The sequence below is a fragment of the Thalassorhabdus alkalitolerans genome, from assembly GCF_042656525.1.
GTDB classification, from domain to species: domain Bacteria; phylum Bacillota; class Bacilli; order Bacillales; family Marinococcaceae; genus Thalassorhabdus; species Thalassorhabdus alkalitolerans.
Window position 1 is genome coordinate 34,706 of the sequence record NZ_JBHSOZ010000004.1, and the last position, 15,839, is coordinate 50,544.

Annotated in this window: 17 protein-coding genes, 1 pseudogene and 1 riboswitch; of the genes and pseudogenes, 13 read left to right on the forward strand and 5 right to left on the reverse strand. The window is 40.7% G+C overall.

Annotated elements, in window-relative coordinates; all coding sequences use genetic code 11:
* Window positions 1-3: 3 nt before the first annotated feature.
* The 5 genes from ACFPU1_RS09685 to dctP all read left to right on the forward strand — a co-directional run bounded on the left by ACFPU1_RS09685 (window position 4) and on the right by dctP (window position 5,954).
* Entirely contained in the window at window positions 4-768 is a 765-nt protein-coding gene (locus tag ACFPU1_RS09685; RefSeq protein WP_385940573.1) for an alpha/beta fold hydrolase, read from the forward strand.
* 18 nt (window positions 769-786) lie between these two features.
* A complete protein-coding gene (locus ACFPU1_RS09690; RefSeq protein ID WP_385940575.1) occupies window positions 787-1,635 on the forward strand; it encodes a patatin-like phospholipase family protein in 849 nt (282 codons plus the stop codon).
* A gap of 77 nt (window positions 1,636-1,712) precedes the next feature.
* Window positions 1,713-1,904, forward strand: a riboswitch (cobalamin riboswitch).
* A 216-nt stretch (window positions 1,905-2,120) separates the two neighbouring features.
* A complete protein-coding gene (locus tag ACFPU1_RS09695; protein ID WP_385940577.1) occupies window positions 2,121-3,251 on the forward strand; it encodes a 5-methyltetrahydropteroyltriglutamate--homocysteine S-methyltransferase in 1,131 nt (376 codons plus the stop codon).
* A 239-nt stretch (window positions 3,252-3,490) separates the two neighbouring features.
* Complete coding sequence (megL, locus tag ACFPU1_RS09700; protein ID WP_385940579.1) at window positions 3,491-4,675, forward strand: methionine gamma-lyase; 1,185 nt, start codon at window positions 3,491-3,493, stop codon at window positions 4,673-4,675.
* Between the two features lie 244 nt (window positions 4,676-4,919).
* Window positions 4,920-5,954, forward strand: coding sequence for a TRAP transporter substrate-binding protein DctP (dctP, locus tag ACFPU1_RS09705; RefSeq protein ID WP_385940581.1), 1,035 nt, complete (start codon window positions 4,920-4,922; stop codon window positions 5,952-5,954).
* Here dctP and ACFPU1_RS09710 read toward each other — a convergent pair.
* Window positions 5,872-6,679: pseudogene (locus ACFPU1_RS09710) on the reverse strand (transposase); the annotation flags it as partial. The gene dctP and the pseudogene ACFPU1_RS09710 sit on opposite strands and share 83 nt — an antisense overlap.
* A 122-nt stretch (window positions 6,680-6,801) precedes the next feature.
* Here ACFPU1_RS09710 and ACFPU1_RS09715 point away from each other — a divergent pair.
* Complete coding sequence (locus tag ACFPU1_RS09715) at window positions 6,802-6,927, forward strand: hypothetical protein (protein WP_269758167.1); 126 nt, start codon at window positions 6,802-6,804, stop codon at window positions 6,925-6,927.
* Between the two features lie 164 nt (window positions 6,928-7,091).
* Here the strand turns inward: ACFPU1_RS09715 and ACFPU1_RS09720 are convergent, their stop codons facing one another.
* Window positions 7,092-8,396, reverse strand: a complete 1,305-nt coding sequence (locus ACFPU1_RS09720) for a protoglobin domain-containing protein (protein WP_385940583.1) — start codon at window positions 8,394-8,396, stop codon at window positions 7,092-7,094.
* Window positions 8,397-8,665: 269 nt separating this feature from the next.
* Between ACFPU1_RS09720 and ACFPU1_RS09725 the strand changes: the two genes are divergently transcribed.
* Together ACFPU1_RS09725 and ACFPU1_RS09730 are read left to right on the forward strand one after the other, a co-directional pair.
* Entirely contained in the window at window positions 8,666-9,082 is a 417-nt protein-coding gene (locus tag ACFPU1_RS09725) for a universal stress protein (RefSeq protein WP_385940585.1), read from the forward strand.
* Window positions 9,083-9,151: 69 nt separating this feature from the next.
* A complete protein-coding gene (locus ACFPU1_RS09730; RefSeq protein WP_385940587.1) occupies window positions 9,152-9,802 on the forward strand; it encodes a cyclase family protein in 651 nt (216 codons plus the stop codon).
* A gap of 21 nt (window positions 9,803-9,823) precedes the next feature.
* Here ACFPU1_RS09730 and ACFPU1_RS09735 read toward each other — a convergent pair whose 3' ends face one another.
* On the reverse strand, window positions 9,824-10,414 hold the full coding sequence (locus tag ACFPU1_RS09735; RefSeq protein ID WP_385940589.1) for a molybdenum cofactor guanylyltransferase: 591 nt from the start codon (window positions 10,412-10,414) through the stop codon (window positions 9,824-9,826).
* Window positions 10,415-10,941: 527 nt separating this feature from the next.
* Between ACFPU1_RS09735 and moaA the strand changes: the two genes are divergently transcribed.
* The 5 genes from moaA to moaD are packed head-to-tail and all read left to right on the forward strand — an operon-like array spanning window position 10,942 to window position 14,398.
* Window positions 10,942-11,895: a GTP 3',8-cyclase MoaA gene (gene moaA / locus ACFPU1_RS09740; RefSeq protein ID WP_385940925.1), complete on the forward strand. Its 954-nt coding sequence runs from the start codon at window positions 10,942-10,944 to the stop codon at window positions 11,893-11,895.
* Between the two features lie 36 nt (window positions 11,896-11,931).
* A complete protein-coding gene (locus tag ACFPU1_RS09745) occupies window positions 11,932-13,221 on the forward strand; it encodes a molybdopterin molybdotransferase MoeA (RefSeq protein WP_385940591.1) in 1,290 nt (429 codons plus the stop codon).
* Window positions 13,185-13,697: a molybdopterin-guanine dinucleotide biosynthesis protein B gene (mobB, locus tag ACFPU1_RS09750; protein ID WP_385940593.1), complete on the forward strand. Its 513-nt coding sequence runs from the start codon at window positions 13,185-13,187 to the stop codon at window positions 13,695-13,697. The genes ACFPU1_RS09745 and mobB overlap by 37 nt, the downstream gene beginning before the upstream one ends.
* 1 nt (window position 13,698) lies before the next feature.
* On the forward strand, window positions 13,699-14,172 hold the full coding sequence (locus ACFPU1_RS09755; RefSeq protein WP_054637503.1) for a molybdenum cofactor biosynthesis protein MoaE: 474 nt from the start codon (window positions 13,699-13,701) through the stop codon (window positions 14,170-14,172).
* Window positions 14,165-14,398, forward strand: a complete 234-nt coding sequence (moaD, locus tag ACFPU1_RS09760) for a molybdopterin converting factor subunit 1 (RefSeq protein WP_100397881.1) — start codon at window positions 14,165-14,167, stop codon at window positions 14,396-14,398. The genes ACFPU1_RS09755 and moaD overlap by 8 nt, the downstream gene beginning before the upstream one ends.
* Before the next feature lie 45 nt (window positions 14,399-14,443).
* Here the strand turns inward: moaD and ACFPU1_RS09765 are convergent, their stop codons facing one another.
* Both ACFPU1_RS09765 and fdhD read right to left on the reverse strand, forming a co-directional pair.
* Window positions 14,444-14,674 (reverse strand): hypothetical protein, encoded by a 231-nt coding sequence (locus ACFPU1_RS09765; RefSeq protein ID WP_054637497.1) that lies wholly within the window; start codon window positions 14,672-14,674, stop codon window positions 14,444-14,446.
* Window positions 14,675-14,705: 31 nt separating this feature from the next.
* Entirely contained in the window at window positions 14,706-15,497 is a 792-nt protein-coding gene (gene fdhD, locus ACFPU1_RS09770) for a formate dehydrogenase accessory sulfurtransferase FdhD (protein WP_054637496.1), read from the reverse strand.
* Window positions 15,498-15,839 lie beyond the last annotated feature (342 nt).

Consider the following 15,839-nt stretch of genomic DNA (forward strand, 5'->3'; position numbering starts at 1 on the left):
GCTATGCCATTTATGAAGATAAATGGATTAAAAACATATTATGAATCAAAAGGTAAAGGGGAAGCCATTGTTTTTATTCATTGCCCCGTGCATCCCAGCGATGTTTACCGTCCTGAATTGGAGGAATTATCTTCAGACTATCATGTCATTTCAATGGATATACGAGGACACGGGAGAACAGCCTCCTCCCCAGATCCATGGGATTTTTCAGATATAGCAAATGACCTGAAAGAACTTTTGGGCAGGCTTGGTATTGAAAAAGCATGGCTTTGCGGTTATTCAGCAGGCTGCTCTATTGCCTTTGAATTTACGTTTAAGTACCCTGGGGCTGTCAAAGGCCTGATTCAACTCGGCCCTGTCCCTAAGGTGGTGGATGGCCTTCTTTATTTTATTGTGAAGAATGGAGTTCGGTTATCGCTTATAGATAAACCCGCGTTGTTCCTTGCCTTTTTTGGAGCCATCATCAATACAAATGACTGGCAAAGGTTTTTGAGTTTGCTTAAAGCATCTTTACCAACAAACGGGCTGGATGCCTCACAGTTTTATCACGCCTTTTTGCATTATGATTGTACAAAACGTCTTCCTTCTATTAAAGTACCTGTTTTACTTGTATACGGGGAAAAGGACAGAATTACTGGTAAGTATGCTTTGCCCATGAAAGGTTTTTTGCCGGACAGTACATTGATTTTTATAAAAAAATGCGGACATGAGATTCCTTTAAAAAGAAGTGTTGAATTGAACCTGCGCATCAAAGAATTTATTTCATGATTACAGGAGTGTGCATGTATGGAAACCGGGTTAGCATTTGCCGGAGGAGGAATACCGGGGTCGGCAGCTGTAGGAGTGCTGCTCGCTTTTGAAGAAGCTGGAATTAAGGTTTCACACGTAACCGGATCAAGTTCTGGAGCTATGGTAGCGGCGTTATACGCCTATGGCCATAAAGCAGAGACTTTAAAAAGGATTGTTCCTTCGTTAAACAGGCGTTTGCTTGATTTTGACTGGAGATCTCTTTTCTATAGAGCCTTATTTATTCGGCCCCGAGTAGAAGGGATATTGAAAGGGGAACGTTTACGAAATATTATGGTACAACACACAGGGGATGAACCTCTGTCTTCCTTGAAAATACCATGCGGAATCGTAGCAACTGATTACGGGCGGGGGACAAGCGTTGTTTTTTCTTCAAATTCTGTGGGAGATTATGAATATGTGAACAATACTTCAATAGCAGATGCCGTAAGGGCTAGCTTTGCGATTCCAGTACTCTTTAAACCGTATCATTATGGAGAAAGAATGTTGATTGATGGTGGCGTTACCTCAAATTGTCCTGTTAGAATATGCAGGGCATTGGGAGCAGAACGCGTTATTTCTGTAGATCCTATTACACCTATTATCAATGCAAAGTCTGGTTCAGCAAGCATCGTCAAAGTCATCAATAACGTCATCAACCTTTCATTGAAAACCCAAATGGAAGCAGAGCATAAGGAAGCCGATTATAATCTCTATCCGGAGGTAGGAGCTATCGGGGCTTTTGACTTTCGGAAGGCTAGTCATTGTATTGATTTAGGGTATGAGACAGCTATGGCGAAAATAGAAGAAATAAAAAAAGTATTAACAGAACAAGAACAAGAGTATTGAGGATATGCTGACATAATAGAAAATTTTACTAAAAGCATGGACAAAGGGAAGGAATCAGCTATATACTCAGAAGTATAATTAAATAATATTAAACAGGTGTTGTAAGTTGGTTTTATACATTACAGCTTAAAAGGGAAGCCGGTGAAAGTCCGGCACGGTTCCCGCCACTGTAAATCTGAGTAACCTGCAAAGATCCACTGCTGGAAAGCGGGAAGGAGCAGGAAACAATGAAGATAAGTCAGGAGACCTGCCTGTATGATTACACATGGACCTACGGGAAATAGGGAGGGGTGTTTGCTGAATTAATTGTATTAAGGTTCATTCCTTATGCTACATAGTTTGATAGAAGCATTCAGGCCGCTGTGGTTTGTTTGCTTTTTTGTGTTGTTAATTAGAATAGGGTACTATCCTCTATCAGTTGTCTGTGTCGTGACGCTGACAGTCTTACTAGTGAGAAACTCAAAAATAGAAGAGGAGAGAATAAAATGAGTGATACAGTAAAAGGACCATTTAGAGCAGATCATGTAGGCAGTTTCTTAAGACCGGAACGATTAAAAAAAGACCGCCTGCAGAGGAACAGAGGGGAAATCACAGCTGAGGAACTGTGGGAAATGGAGAATGAAGAAATAAAACGACTGGTAGATAAACAAAAAGAAGCTGGCTTAAAAGCTGTAACAGATGGGGAATTCAGACGTGCATGGTTCCATTTGGATTTCATGAAAGAAGTAGAAGGAATGGAATTTGTCACGTTGGATAAAGGCCTTATCTTCAGCGGAGGAACGGAAACAAAGGCAGAAGGTGCTAAGGTGACGGGCAAGCTGTCTTTTGGCGATCATCCTGTGGTGAAGGAATACAAATTCCTTCACAGTATTAAGGGAGACCATGAAGCAAGAATCACAATACCGAGTCCTAGCATGTTTATTTTCAGGACAGTAACGGATGAAGAAAAAAAATTCTATTCTTCAGAATCTGAACTCTTTGCTGATCTAGTTAAAGTATACAAAGACGCAATCAGTGCTTTATATGACTCAGGCTGCCGCCACCTGCAATTTGATGATACTACTTGGTCATTATTCCTGGAGGCCGAGAAGGACAAGGACCTGGTTCTGTCGGGGGGACTGCTTCAGGCCAGAGGTCTTGACCCACAAGAAACCCTTGAATTATTCGTTGACACTGTAAATGAGGCGATCGCAGACAAACCAAATGATATGACAATAACAATGCACGTTTGCAGAGGGAACTATAAGTCCACGTATGCATCAAGCGGCAGTTATGATGCGGTTTCCGAAATTATGTTCAAGAAATTAAACGTAGATGCTTTATTTCTTGAATTTGATGATGAACGTTCCGGAGGCTTTGAACCGTTAAGCCATGTAGAGCGCGAAGATTTTTATGTTGTCCTTGGTCTGATCACATCTAAATTTCCAGAGCTAGAGGATCCAGATCTAATTCAGAACAGAATTGAAGAAGCAGGAGAATATCTAAGAAAAGAGCAGTTATGCTTAAGCCCTCAATGTGGTTTTGCCTCCACAGAAGAAGGGAATCTTCTTACCGAAGAAGAACAATGGGCCAAGGTTCGACATGTGATCAGCATCGCAAATGACGTATGGAAATAGTGAGAAGAGCCTCATCGAGAAATCGATGAGGCTTTTTTTAATAAAGGCTTGATTACATTTTGTGGTTACTATAATCAAATGGTTTATGAAAATCAATATTAGCTTTGACAGAGCCTACATAAAAAGGATTCTATGTTATATGAGTATTACTAAGAGGAGAAAACAATATAATGTTAGAAAGCGCTTACAAAAAGAAAAGTTGTTGTGTATGCTTATAGTAAAGGTCAAGGGGGGATTTGATGAAAAAGAAAACGAGTCGTTTTGAAACAAAAGCTATACATGGCGGGTACGAACCGAATGAGCATTTTGACAGCTTGACTCCGCCTATCTATCAAACCTCTACGTTTACTTTTTCTTCATTGGACGAAGGTGCAAATAGATTTTCCGGTGAAGAAGAAGGGTTCATATATTCACGGATATCTAATCCCACGGTAGATGCACTGGAAAAGCGAGTCGCTGAGCTTGAGGGAGGCGAGAAAGCACTGGCGTTTAGTTCGGGTATGGCAGCAGTATCGGCTGCTTTAATAGGTTTCACAAAGAAAGAAGATCATATCTTGTGCTCAAAAGGAGTATACGGCTGTACCTTCGGACTTCTTCAGCTGTTAAAAGAAAAATACAATATCGACCACACTTTTTCCTCCTTAGATACGCCTGAAGAAATAATATCTAATATCAGAAGCAACACAACATGTATTTATATAGAAACACCGATTAACCCTACAATGAGATTAATAGATTTGGAGAAAGTGGCCTCTATAGCTAAAGAAAGAGGAATAAAAGTAATTGTAGATAATACGTTTTCCACCCCCTATTTGCAGCAACCGTTAAAAAAAGGCTGTGACATTGTTATTCATAGTGCGACTAAGTTTATTGGAGGACATGGAGATGTCATAGCAGGTCTTCTTGCCGGGAATGAAGAGATCGTTACCTATTTAAAGAAAACAGCACAAAAGGATATCGGAGGAGTCCTTTCACCATTTGATGCATGGCTGCTCCTGCGAGGACTCAAAACTTTGGCAGTAAGAATGGATAGACATTGTGAGAATGCAGAAAAAATTGCCACAGAGCTAAAAAAGCATTCTAAAATTCAAAGAGTATATTTCCCTGGTGACCAGGATCACCCTGATTACTCTATTATGCAGAAGCAAATGAAGAAGGGAGGAGGCCTCATTTCTTTTGAAGTAAAAGGAACACTTGAAGATATTAAGAAAATGGTAGATCAATTAAAGATGGTACGGATAGCAGTCAGCCTTGGGGATGCAGAAACGTTAATTCAGCATCCGGCTTCCATGACACATGCAGTGGTGCCTGAGGAGGAAAGAAAAGAAATGGCTATATCAGCAAGACTTTTGCGTTTGTCTATCGGTCTTGAAGCCTGGGAAGATATTTGGGAGGATCTTGAAGAAGCCCTTGATTCTATCTGAATGAAAGAATATCGCCCACTGATAATAAGAAACAGAACATGGCGTTCCCTTATCGCTCCCGGTTCGTTACTCTATAATTTATAAAAAACCGTTTGCTCTTAAAAAGCCAATCGGTTTTTTATTTTTTCAGTACTTCTAATAAATCTAGTTAGTAAAAAAACACTTCTTTACTTTGTCGCTTTTAAGCGCTAAAATAATTGTATATAAAAAAGGGAAAATTTTAAAAATTAAGGGAGAGATTACGGTGAAACTTAATAAGGGTATATCCTTATCTTCAATGGCTGCAGCGGCTCTGCTTTTGTCAGCTTGTGGAGATGATAGCAACTCAGCGGCAGATGCACAGAATGAAGGAACAGACCAGGAATCAGATGTAATTACTATTAAGGTAGGGCATATTGCCCCTGAGGGAGAGGCATATGCACTAGGTTTCGAAGCTTATGCTGAAGCTGTAGAAGAAGCTACAGATGGAAGAGTAGAATTTGAAATCTTTGGTGATGGCTCTTTAGGAGGGGAAAGAGAGCTGGCTGAGGGTGTACAAATAGGGAATATTGATATGAGCCTTGTCACTACCGGGGTAATTAGTAATTTTGTTCCAGAAGTGACAGCTTTGGAGTTTCCGTTTTTATTCAGGGACTTAGATCATGCCTACAAAACATTGGATGGAGAAATTGGACAAGAAATACTTGATGGTATGAATAGTGCCGGATTTAAAGGGATTGCTTTCTGGGAAAATGGCCAGCGTCATTTTGCCAATAACAAAAGACCTATTACAGAGCCTGAAGATTTAAACGGGTTAAATATGAGAACAATTGAAAGTGATATTTTAATCGAAACGTATGAGAGTTTAGGCACTCATCCTACTCCAATGGCTTTCCCTGAAGTGTACGGCGGCCTTCAGCAAGGAGTAATTGACGGAACAGACCAGTCGTATGGCGTGATTTGGAGTACAAATACCTATGAACAGCTGCCATATTTTACGGAATCGGGATTATATTATGCTTCGGCTACATTAATTATTAATGATGAGTTATATGAGGAGCTTCCGGAAGATATAAGAGAAACTATTATAGAACTTGGAAAAGAATATGCCCAAGTGCAACGTGAAATATCTCAGGAACTCGAAGAAGAGCAGCACAATAACTTAGTGGAAAACGGTGTCGAAATTATTCCTATGGAAGATATTAATATTGAGGAGTTTAGAGAGCTGGTAGAGCCGGTGTATGAGAAATACGCAGACCAATATGGGGATTATATAGAAAGAATTGAAAACGTGGAATAGGGAAGAAGAAAGAGGCTGGGACAAAACAGTCTCTGAAAAGAAATAAAAGGTTGTCAGTTATCGATTTTCGATAGCTGGCACCTTTTTGTTGATCAGAATTGGAATGATGGGGCTTATGGGCGGTGTACTTTCTCAAGTTCACCGCCAGTAATGCAAATCCAATTTCGTTTTTCACCTGTTTTTTTCCTCTCACCGACATTCGGGTGAAACGCAAATTAGCCTTCAGAAATCCGAAGGTTGGCTCCACGTCGACCTTACGCTTCCCGTAGATCTCGCCGGTTTCTTCGTCTGAAAGCAGTTCTTGAATATAGGCTTTTTGATTTTCCCACTTCTCATTATAATAAACCTTGCGGTTACTTCCTTCCTTGGCTTTCGTGCACTGAGAACGAAGTGGACATTCCAAACAATCTTTACTTTCATAAACCTTAAACTTACGTTCAAATCCTGATTTATCTGTTCTTGTCGACCAATACGTAAAGCTCAGTTTCTTATCATTCGGACAGGTAAAAGAATCGGTCTCCTGGTCAAAAATCCAGTTACTTACGTTGAATGGGTTGGTTCTTATATGCTTTTTTCTTCTCTTTGCAATACATGCCGTATGTGATGAGTGGGGTTCGCTGACGATTGTTAAACACGTCTTCATAATTCTGTTCACTTCCATAACTCGCATCAGCCACGATATAAGATGGCAAAGAGAAAAAATCTTCCTCATTTGTGTCCAAAAAAGAGTTTATAAGAAAGGTCCATCGGCAAAACAACTTGATTCATGTTATAATCTTTAAACATAAGGATACCTCCGATTCTGTTATTTTGTGGTGATTTAACTTTATCAGAAGGTATCATTTTTGTGTACATATACGTCGGTGGTTCAAACATAACGAGACGCCTGCGGGAAAAGCAAGAGCTGAAGATCCGCCGGGGCGATTTTCCACGGCTAGCTGAAGCCTTGCCCGCGGCAAAGAAGACACCGTGAAAGCGAATGAAATGATGCTTGAACGGATGTCGCACTTGTGCCTTTAGGTGCAAGCGAGTGTATTTTTGAACAATAAACTGTTTAAAATACTTCCTATAGCAAAAGCCCTCACCGACGGTGAGGGTCCTTCTATTTAGCGGAGTTTTGTCCCAGACTCTTGGTAATTATTCCTGTTGTTTGCTTGTTAAATAAGACAATTCTTCAGCGGACAAAGACAGATGGTTTATCGCTTTCCCCACTTCATCTATTCCCTGAAGGAAAGAATGAAGTTCTTTTTCAATAAGATGACTCTGTTCTTTACTATGCTTCATTTCGAAAACAAACTCTCCAAAGAGGGTATTAATATCTCTCATTTTGCTTGAACTGTTGGCAATAAGGCTATTTACTTCCGTAACAAACGTAGAAACATTATCAATTTGAGCCTCGGTTTTAACAATTAAGTCGTCAACACTGGAAGCTTTTGTTTTTGTTTCATTAGCCAGCTTTCTTACTTCCTTTGCTACGACAGCAAAGCCTTTTCCGTGTTCACCTGCTCTCGCAGACTCTATAGAGGCATTTAATGCTAAGACATTTGTATGATCTGCTATTTGAGTAACCATGCTTACTATACTTCCAATTTGTTTGGATACAGCTTTCAGTTGGTTGATCTCCTCAATGATCCTAGTCATACTGTCATCAATTTTAATCATAGATTCCTGGTGAACTGTTAAATCATCTTTCCCGGATACTGATTTTTCTTCCACGATCGCTGCAGCTTTCGCCCCGCTCACTGATAGCTTGGAAATATACTGTGATTTTGAAAGAATTTCTTCAAGAGAGGCCGTCGTTTCTTCTGAAACAGCAGCCAGTGACTCCGTCATTTTCCTAATTTCCTCACGAAGATGGATTTTCGCTTTTTCTTGTTCATCTCTTATTTCATCGTGCTGTTTCTGATAAGCATCCAAAACGAGCTGCTGTTCAATATTGAGTATTTTTGTCGTGGCTTTGATTGCTTTATTATAATCTTCTCTGTTCTCTATGGTTTCATCAAACAGGGAAATCAATGATAATAATAAGTCTTGAAAAGCACACATGTACCACTTTGGCTGAAGGCCAATATGCAAATGAACTTGAGCAATTTTACTTCTCTTGTCAAAGAAAGCTTGATCAATCACACCGGTAAACATCTCCTCTATATGAATCGTAAGGGTTTGGCTTAACCGGTCTATCGAGCTGTTGTCATTGATAATTTTAGTAAGAGAGCTTTCCTTCTCTAAGTTTTTGTAGAACTGAGCCACAATTTTTTCAATATTTTCCTTCACAAGAGGACGCAGCTTCTGCAGAACCAGGAGATCTTCCTCTTGTAAATCAATCATGGATAGTTGCCTGCTAACCTCTCTGTTTTCACTCCAAAGAACAATTTCCCCCTCATTTTCTTCCAAACGAAACAAAGCTGTATCTTCTTTACTCTTTCTCTTTTTAAGCAACAACCTTTTCACCCCTCTGCAGACCAAAAAAAGCCTGCTTATCTCACAAGAATTAGATTTATGTACCTATTTATATGATAATTTTACCAGTTAATAAGGCCATGTGCACCTGTTTATTGTCAGATCTTTGGACCTAACTGTGCCAAAGTACTATAAACATAAAAAGGTGGTTATTCTTATAGTGTTTTATAAATGAAGATCTTGAGATGTTTAACATCTTTCCAGACATAAGCTAATAGTAAGTTATAAATTTAAGGAAGGTGAAAGCATTAGTGTACAAACATATTTTATTAGCGGCAGACGGGTCAGACCATGCTTTCCGGGCAGGAAAGCAGGCAGCACAGCTAGCAAAAGCAAGTGGAGGGAAAGTTGATGTAGTTTATGTAGTTGACGGGGAAACGTCGAAAGCAGACAACCTGAATCATTCTTACCAATATGTCCTCGAAAAAAAAAGAAGAGAAAAGTTGAAGAGAGTAGAGCTTGTGCTGAAAGAAGAAAAGACATCCTATAATATTGTCTTTTTACACGGAGAACCGGGGCCCGCCATTATAAAACATGCAAACAACAAATCCTATGACTGCCTGGTAATAGGAAGCCGTGGACTGAATAATCTGCAAAGCCTGGTTCTTGGAAGTGTAAGCCATAAGGTTGCCAAAAGAGTTTCTTGCCCGGTTATGATTGTAAAGTGAGAATCTTGAATTTTACAGTTGAGGAAACGGCGGAAGCCTTATAAGCTTGGAAGAAAGGGGGAAATAAATTTGAAGTATACAACCATTATTGATCTTTCCATGCCTGTAACGACACAAACGCCTATTTACCCTGGCGATCCCAAACCGGAAGTAACTCCATCAGCAACCATTGAAGGAGAAGGCTATAACGTCAGTCACCTGCATATGGGAAGTCATACTGGAACCCACATTGATGCGCCTTACCATTTTCGCAAGGAAGGAAAGAAGCTTGATGAAATTCCCCTTTCTACTTTTGCAGGGGAAAGAGTGGTACTGGATGTTACAGGTAAAGGGGAAGGAGAGTCTATTACCTTAAACGACATTCTCCCTTATTCAGCCAGGCTGGCTCCTGACAAGATTGCCTTGATCTATACTGGATGGGATAAATACAGAGAAGATGAGAAGTACTACAGACATCCGTATATAAGTGAAGAAGCAGTGGTGTTTATGCTTGAAAAAGGTGTGCGGGTATTTTTCATAGATGCGCTTAACATTGATGTCCCGGATGGATCTTCTTTTAAGGGCCATGAGTTAATTACTGAGGTCAATGGAATTATCGGGGAAAACTTTGCGAACTTTCACTTGATAGATTTTGAAAATCCATTTGTCATGGCTTTGCCGCTATCCTTTCCAGGCTTGGATGGGTCACCAGTACGAGCAGTAGCCTTAAAGGCAGAGTAACAAAGAGGGAAAGGACAAATGTCACTTCCCCTCTTTGTTATTTTCCCAATCCTCTGGCCGGTTGATGTTTATAAAAGCTTTTTCTTCAGGTGCAAAATTGACATAGTGAACATTGATTTCCTGAAAAAGCTCTTTCATGCTTAAGCTTCTGTTCCTATTAATAATTTCTTTTAATGCAGGCAAGCAGCTGCGGTGATAAATCCCGTGCAACGGCTGGAATTTCTCTCCTGATATAGGGATGCAGGCCTGAATAGGAGAGGGTTCCACGATGTGATTTTTCATCCTTTTTACAAAAGCTGGCGAAACAAAAGGTACATCTGCTGCCAAGAGAAAAACCCAGTCATAACCAGGAAGCTGTTCGTCCAGGACATGATAAAGGGCATAGAGAGGGCCTTTATGCATTTCTTTTTCAATCAGTATTCCGGCCTTTTCCGTCTGAAAAGCTGGGGCAAGGCTTTCATTACTTAAAATAAACACATCGCAAATGCCCGCTTCTGAAAAAGCTTCCACACTATGCTCATAGAATGCCTTTCCATTATAAATTTCAAACATCTTGGGTCTTCCGTAACGGGAAGACTTTCCACCTGCAAGTACTACACCTGCTATATTCATTCTTTCACCAGCTCCTCGGCAAAATGAGGAGGAAGTATTACCTTTTCCATTCCCCATGTAATTTACGGTTAAGATCGATCAAAAAGGCCACATGTTCTTGTTAATCTTCAGGCGGCATCGTGAAGGAGGATTGCTTGGCCTGCAGATTCTGATTTATTATTTGATACTCAATGAAATGATGATTTGTTATATGGATCACAAGGTGAACAGCTTGACCGCTATTGTCTGGTTTGTTATTCATATTGTAAGTTGCAAGTAATGTTCAGCACACAAGCTGAAGACTGATTTCATTGATTACACCATTAGAATGGTGCATATTGTGAAATCACCTTTCTTTTTGTGTTAGAATAAGTCAATAATGCTAGTAACGATTGCCAATCTTAATGTGATTTTAACAGAATTCATAAAGCAGCAAACATTTATTGCAGGATTTTCATCCTTTTAATTAAGCAGGAGGGATAAGCGTGGCAGCCAGAGAAGTCAGTGATCAGTACTATCGTCCGCTGCAAGATTTGCGGATTTCTATAATGGATAAATGTAACTTTCGCTGTTCCTATTGTATGCCTGCAGAAATATTCGGAGAAGACTATGCTTTCTTGCCTGAGGAAGAGCTTCTTTCCTTTGATGAAATTGTCAGACTAACAACGGAATTTACGAAGCTTGGTGTGAAAAAGCTCCGTCTGACAGGAGGAGAACCCTTGCTGCGCAAAAACGTTCCAGTCCTGATTGAAAAGTTGTCAGCCATTTCAGGAATAGAAGATATAGCATTAACAACAAACGGCGTTCATTTAGTAAAGCAGGCTCCTGCACTGAAAGAAGCCGGCCTCATGCGTGTGAATGTAAGTCTTGATGCATTGGACACTGAAATATTTCAGCATATGAATGGAAGAAAAGTAAAGCCATCAGCAGTTTTAAAAGGCATTGATGCAGCTTTGGCTGCGGGGCTGCGCGTAAAAGTAAACATGGTGGTAAAAAAGGGAGTTAACGATGGCGAAGTAGTAAAGCTAGCTTCCTATTGTAAAGATAAGGGTATAACCCTTAGGTTTATAGAATTCATGGACGTCGGCACAACAAATGGCTGGGACTTTTCACAAGTGGTTACAAAAAAAGAGCTGATGGAGAAGGTTTCTGCGATCGCGCCTTTAGAAATCTTAGAAAGGGATTATTTAGGCGAGGTTGCTTCAAGATATAGATATAAAGGATCGAAAGCAGAAGTAGGATTTATCTCTTCTGTTTCAGATACTTTTTGTGGAAATTGTACAAGAGCCAGAATCTCAGCAGATGGAAAACTCTTTACTTGTCTTTTTGCTGAAGAAGGCCATGATCTTAAAGAATATATTCGCTCCGGAGCCAGTAATCGGGAAATCAGTAATTATTTAACTGACATTTGGAAGAAGAGAACTGATAAGTATTCTGAAGAGCGGACGGCAGATACGGTAAATAACCGAAAGAAAATAGAAATGTCTTATATCGGGGGGTAGCCACTGCCCCTTTTTTAGTTAGAGGAGGGAAAGACCGTGGTAGAAAAAAGGAAACCCATACCAGTAGAAGATGCTGTAAACAAAGTAATGGACTTAGCCAAGAAAGGGAAAAAAGAGATGGTTCCGATCGAGGAAGCCCATGGCCGCTATCTGGCAGAGGATTTAATTGCTGACCATGATGTGCCTTCTTTTGACCGCTCTCCTTACGATGGTTTTGCCATTCGTGCAGAAGATACTAAAAATGCAAGCAGTGATCATCCTGTCACTTTTGAAGTTGTCGGTGAGATCGGTGCAGGTTCTTTATTTGAAGATAAGGTGAAGCCTTTTCAAGCTGTACGCATTATGACGGGGGCTCAGCTTCCGAAAGACTGTGATGCCGTTGTTATGCTGGAGCTTGTGAAGGAACATGGAGAGAAGGACAACCCTCTAATCGATATTAAACGTACTTTTCAAAAGGGTGACAATATCTCTTTTCAAGGAGAAGATACGAAAAAAGGAACAGTGTTAGCTGAAAAAGGCTCCTATATTAATCCCGGAGTATCAGCTTTGCTTGCCACTTTTGGCTATAAAGAAGTCCCTGTTGCCGCAAAACCTGTTGTGGGAGTGATTGCCACAGGAAGTGAGCTTCTGGAAGTGGAGGAAGAGCTGGTTCCAGGGAAGATCCGTAACAGCAACGCTTATATGGTTCTCGCCCAAATTGAAAAAGCGGGAGGACAAGCTGAATATTTTGGGAAGTTTGAAGATGATTTTGAGGCATGTTTGCAGGTAACGAAAGAAGCATTATCCAAAGTGGATATGTTAATTACCACCGGAGGAGTTTCGGTCGGCGATTATGATTACGTGCCTGAAATTTTTAAAGCTCTGGGGGCTGAAGTGCTGTTTAATAAAATAGCGATGCGTCCTGGAAGTGTAACCACTGTAGCCCACACAGACGGTAAATTTATTTATGGTCTCTCTGGAAACCCTTCAGCCTGTTACGTAGGGTTTGAATTATTTGTGCGGCCAGTTCTTCATACCGCTTTTTACCGCAGAGCGCCTCATTTACGAAAAACTAAAGCAGCACTGGGGGCTGACTTTCCAAAGCCTAACCCATTTACTCGCTTCATTAGAGCTAAGATAGAGTACGAGGAAAATAAGCTCCTTGTTTTTCCTTCGGGGCTTGATAAATCGGGTGTTGTTACTTCGCTTGCTGCAGCAGATGCACTAATTGTTCTCCCTGGTGGTACAAGAGGTTATGAGCAGGGAATGATCGTTGACGTTCTGCTTCTAGAAGATTTTCAGGGAAGTGAATGGCCGTGGACCAACATTGTCCAGTCTTACAGATAGTCGGTTACCAAAATAGTGGAAAAACAACCCTGGTCGAAAAGCTGATAGAAGCTGCTTCGGCTGACGGAATGGAGATAGCTACAATAAAGCACCACGGTCATGGAGGAAAGCCTGACACTGAAATAACATCAAAAGACAGCCGGCGGCACCGTCTGGCCGGCGCTTCTTTTACAGTAGTAGAAGGTCAGGGAGTTCTTCAGATGGAGGGTGTCCGTTCGAAGTGGTCCCTTGAAAATCTTATTGAGCTGTACCAGTATTTTCAGCCCGATGTTATTCTGGTTGAAGGGTATAAAGCCGAAGATTATCCAAAAGTTGTCCTAATAAGAGACAGTGAAGATTTATCATTACTTGAAAACGTAACGAACGTTCTATGTGCTGTGGTATGGACACCGGTTGATATTGAGAACGTAAAGACTTTCCCGATTGAAGCACAAGAGCAATATATCAAATATATTCTAGATACAATGAGGGATTAACATGGCAGACAAGCTTTTTGAAGTGACGGACAAATCATTTTCCATAGAAGGAGTCATCGATAAGGTAGTCCGGAGAGACTGCGGAGCAATTGCTACTTTTATTGGAACAGTGCGCGAGCTTACCCATGGAAAACGAACCCTTCGGCTTAAATATCAAGCGTACGAATCGATGGCAGTTAAGACGCTTGAAGATATTGGGAAAGAGGTTCAGGAAAAATGGCCCGGTTCAACCATTGCTATTACTCATAGAGTTGGGATGCTCGAAATCACAGATGTGGCAGTGGTGATTGCCGTTTCCACTCCCCATCGGAAAGCGGCTTATGAAGCAAATGAGTACGCTATGGAGAGAATCAAGCAAATAGTACCTATCTGGAAAAAGGAGTATTGGGAGGACGGTACAGAGTGGGTAGGGGATCAGCTTGAGCAGACCCCATATCCGAAAGGCGCACCTGAGAAAGGAGAAAATCATGATTAAGATCCTCTTATTTGCAAGACTGCAGGAGGTTATCGGCAAGGACCAGGTAGAGGTGGAAAAAGCAGGATCAACAGTCAGTCATTTAAAAGAGTGGCTTCAAGAAGAATACGCAGTGGGGCCCCTGGAAAATACAATGACAGCAATTAACGAGCAATATGCCTATGACGATGAAGTTGTCCAAGAAGGAGATACCATCGCATTTATACCTCCAGTAAGCGGAGGATAATAATACCCCAAGCCTTACCTTAAAGGAGGCTTGGGGTTTTGCATGTTATGCTCTTAGCAAGGAACGAAGCTTGCCATCTCGTTCCTGTCTTTCTTCTTCTGAAGCCAAATCGTATTTTTTCAATAAATGAAAGAGCTCGTTGAGGGAAGGCTGATCAGGATGACTGTTAAGGAAATCCTTGCTCCCTTTGTACAACTCACCTGGAAGAAACTCCTTTTGATCTGAAAGCTTTTTAAAAACATCCTCAACAGAATGATCGATATTACAAGAACCCATAAATATCACCTTTCTTTTTACTATTTACATGCTATTTTAAAACAATCCGGGATGGATGAGAATACACATTAAACGAGCTGCCGCGGATAAATCCAACTGCAGTGATATTTAAGTCTTCCGCCAGTTTTATAGCCAGGTCAGTAGGAGCAGACTTGGATAAAACAATACCAACGCCTATTTTTGCTGCTTTTGTTAATACCTCTGACGAAATTCGGCCGCTGAAAACAAGAATCTTATCGCGAACTGGTATCTTATTTAGCAGGCAGTGGCCGTATAATTTATCAAGAGCATTGTGCCTGCCGATATCAGTACGGCTTACAATCATTTCTTCTTGAGTACAGATAGCTGCATTATGCACTCCGCCTGTCCCCTTGAATACATGGCTGCTCTCCTGCATTTCCCTCATAAGGCTGATGCATTGCTCCGCTGTGATCGTTGTCTCCACTGTAGACGTTTTCGCTGTTTTTACATCATTATGAAAATAAAATTGACGGCTTTTTCCACAACAGGAGCCAATAAAGCGTTTGGAATACATTTGCTGGTTCATGATATTTTGATGATGAAGCTCTACATACGCGAATCCTTTTTCTTCATCAATGGAAAGCTTGTTTATATCATCCCTCAACCTGATAACTCCTTCAGAAGCTAAGAAACCTGCCACCATTTCTTCCAGATTAACTGGTGTGCATACCATGGTAGCAAACTCTTCATTATTGACGTGGATGGTTAAGGGAAACTCCGTGACAATGTCATCCTCAAGATTATGAAAATCCTGGTCCCGGTATTTCACGATAGACCTCTTTAAGCTCATTTCCTGGGGCATAATATTTCACCTCTTTATATAGACCATATGTGGCACCTGACAAGGAACCATATCTCCTGGCTACACTATAAACAGATTCTTCAGGAAGACACAACCCTTATCCTTTTTCCCCTTTATATTACAAAAATGTTACAAACTTGTCAGGTGCCAGGCACCCTTTTTAATAATGTGTATAAAAATTGAACTTTTCTTCGGAAAAACTATTGAAACTGCTTTCAAAAGGCGGTATTATTTATATGAATTCAAGAAATTGTAACAATTAAGATACGAGATAGCGGCCCTGTCATCGATTTTAATTGCTGCAATTACGGATAAAAAAGCGATTACTGTTGGTATTTCAGA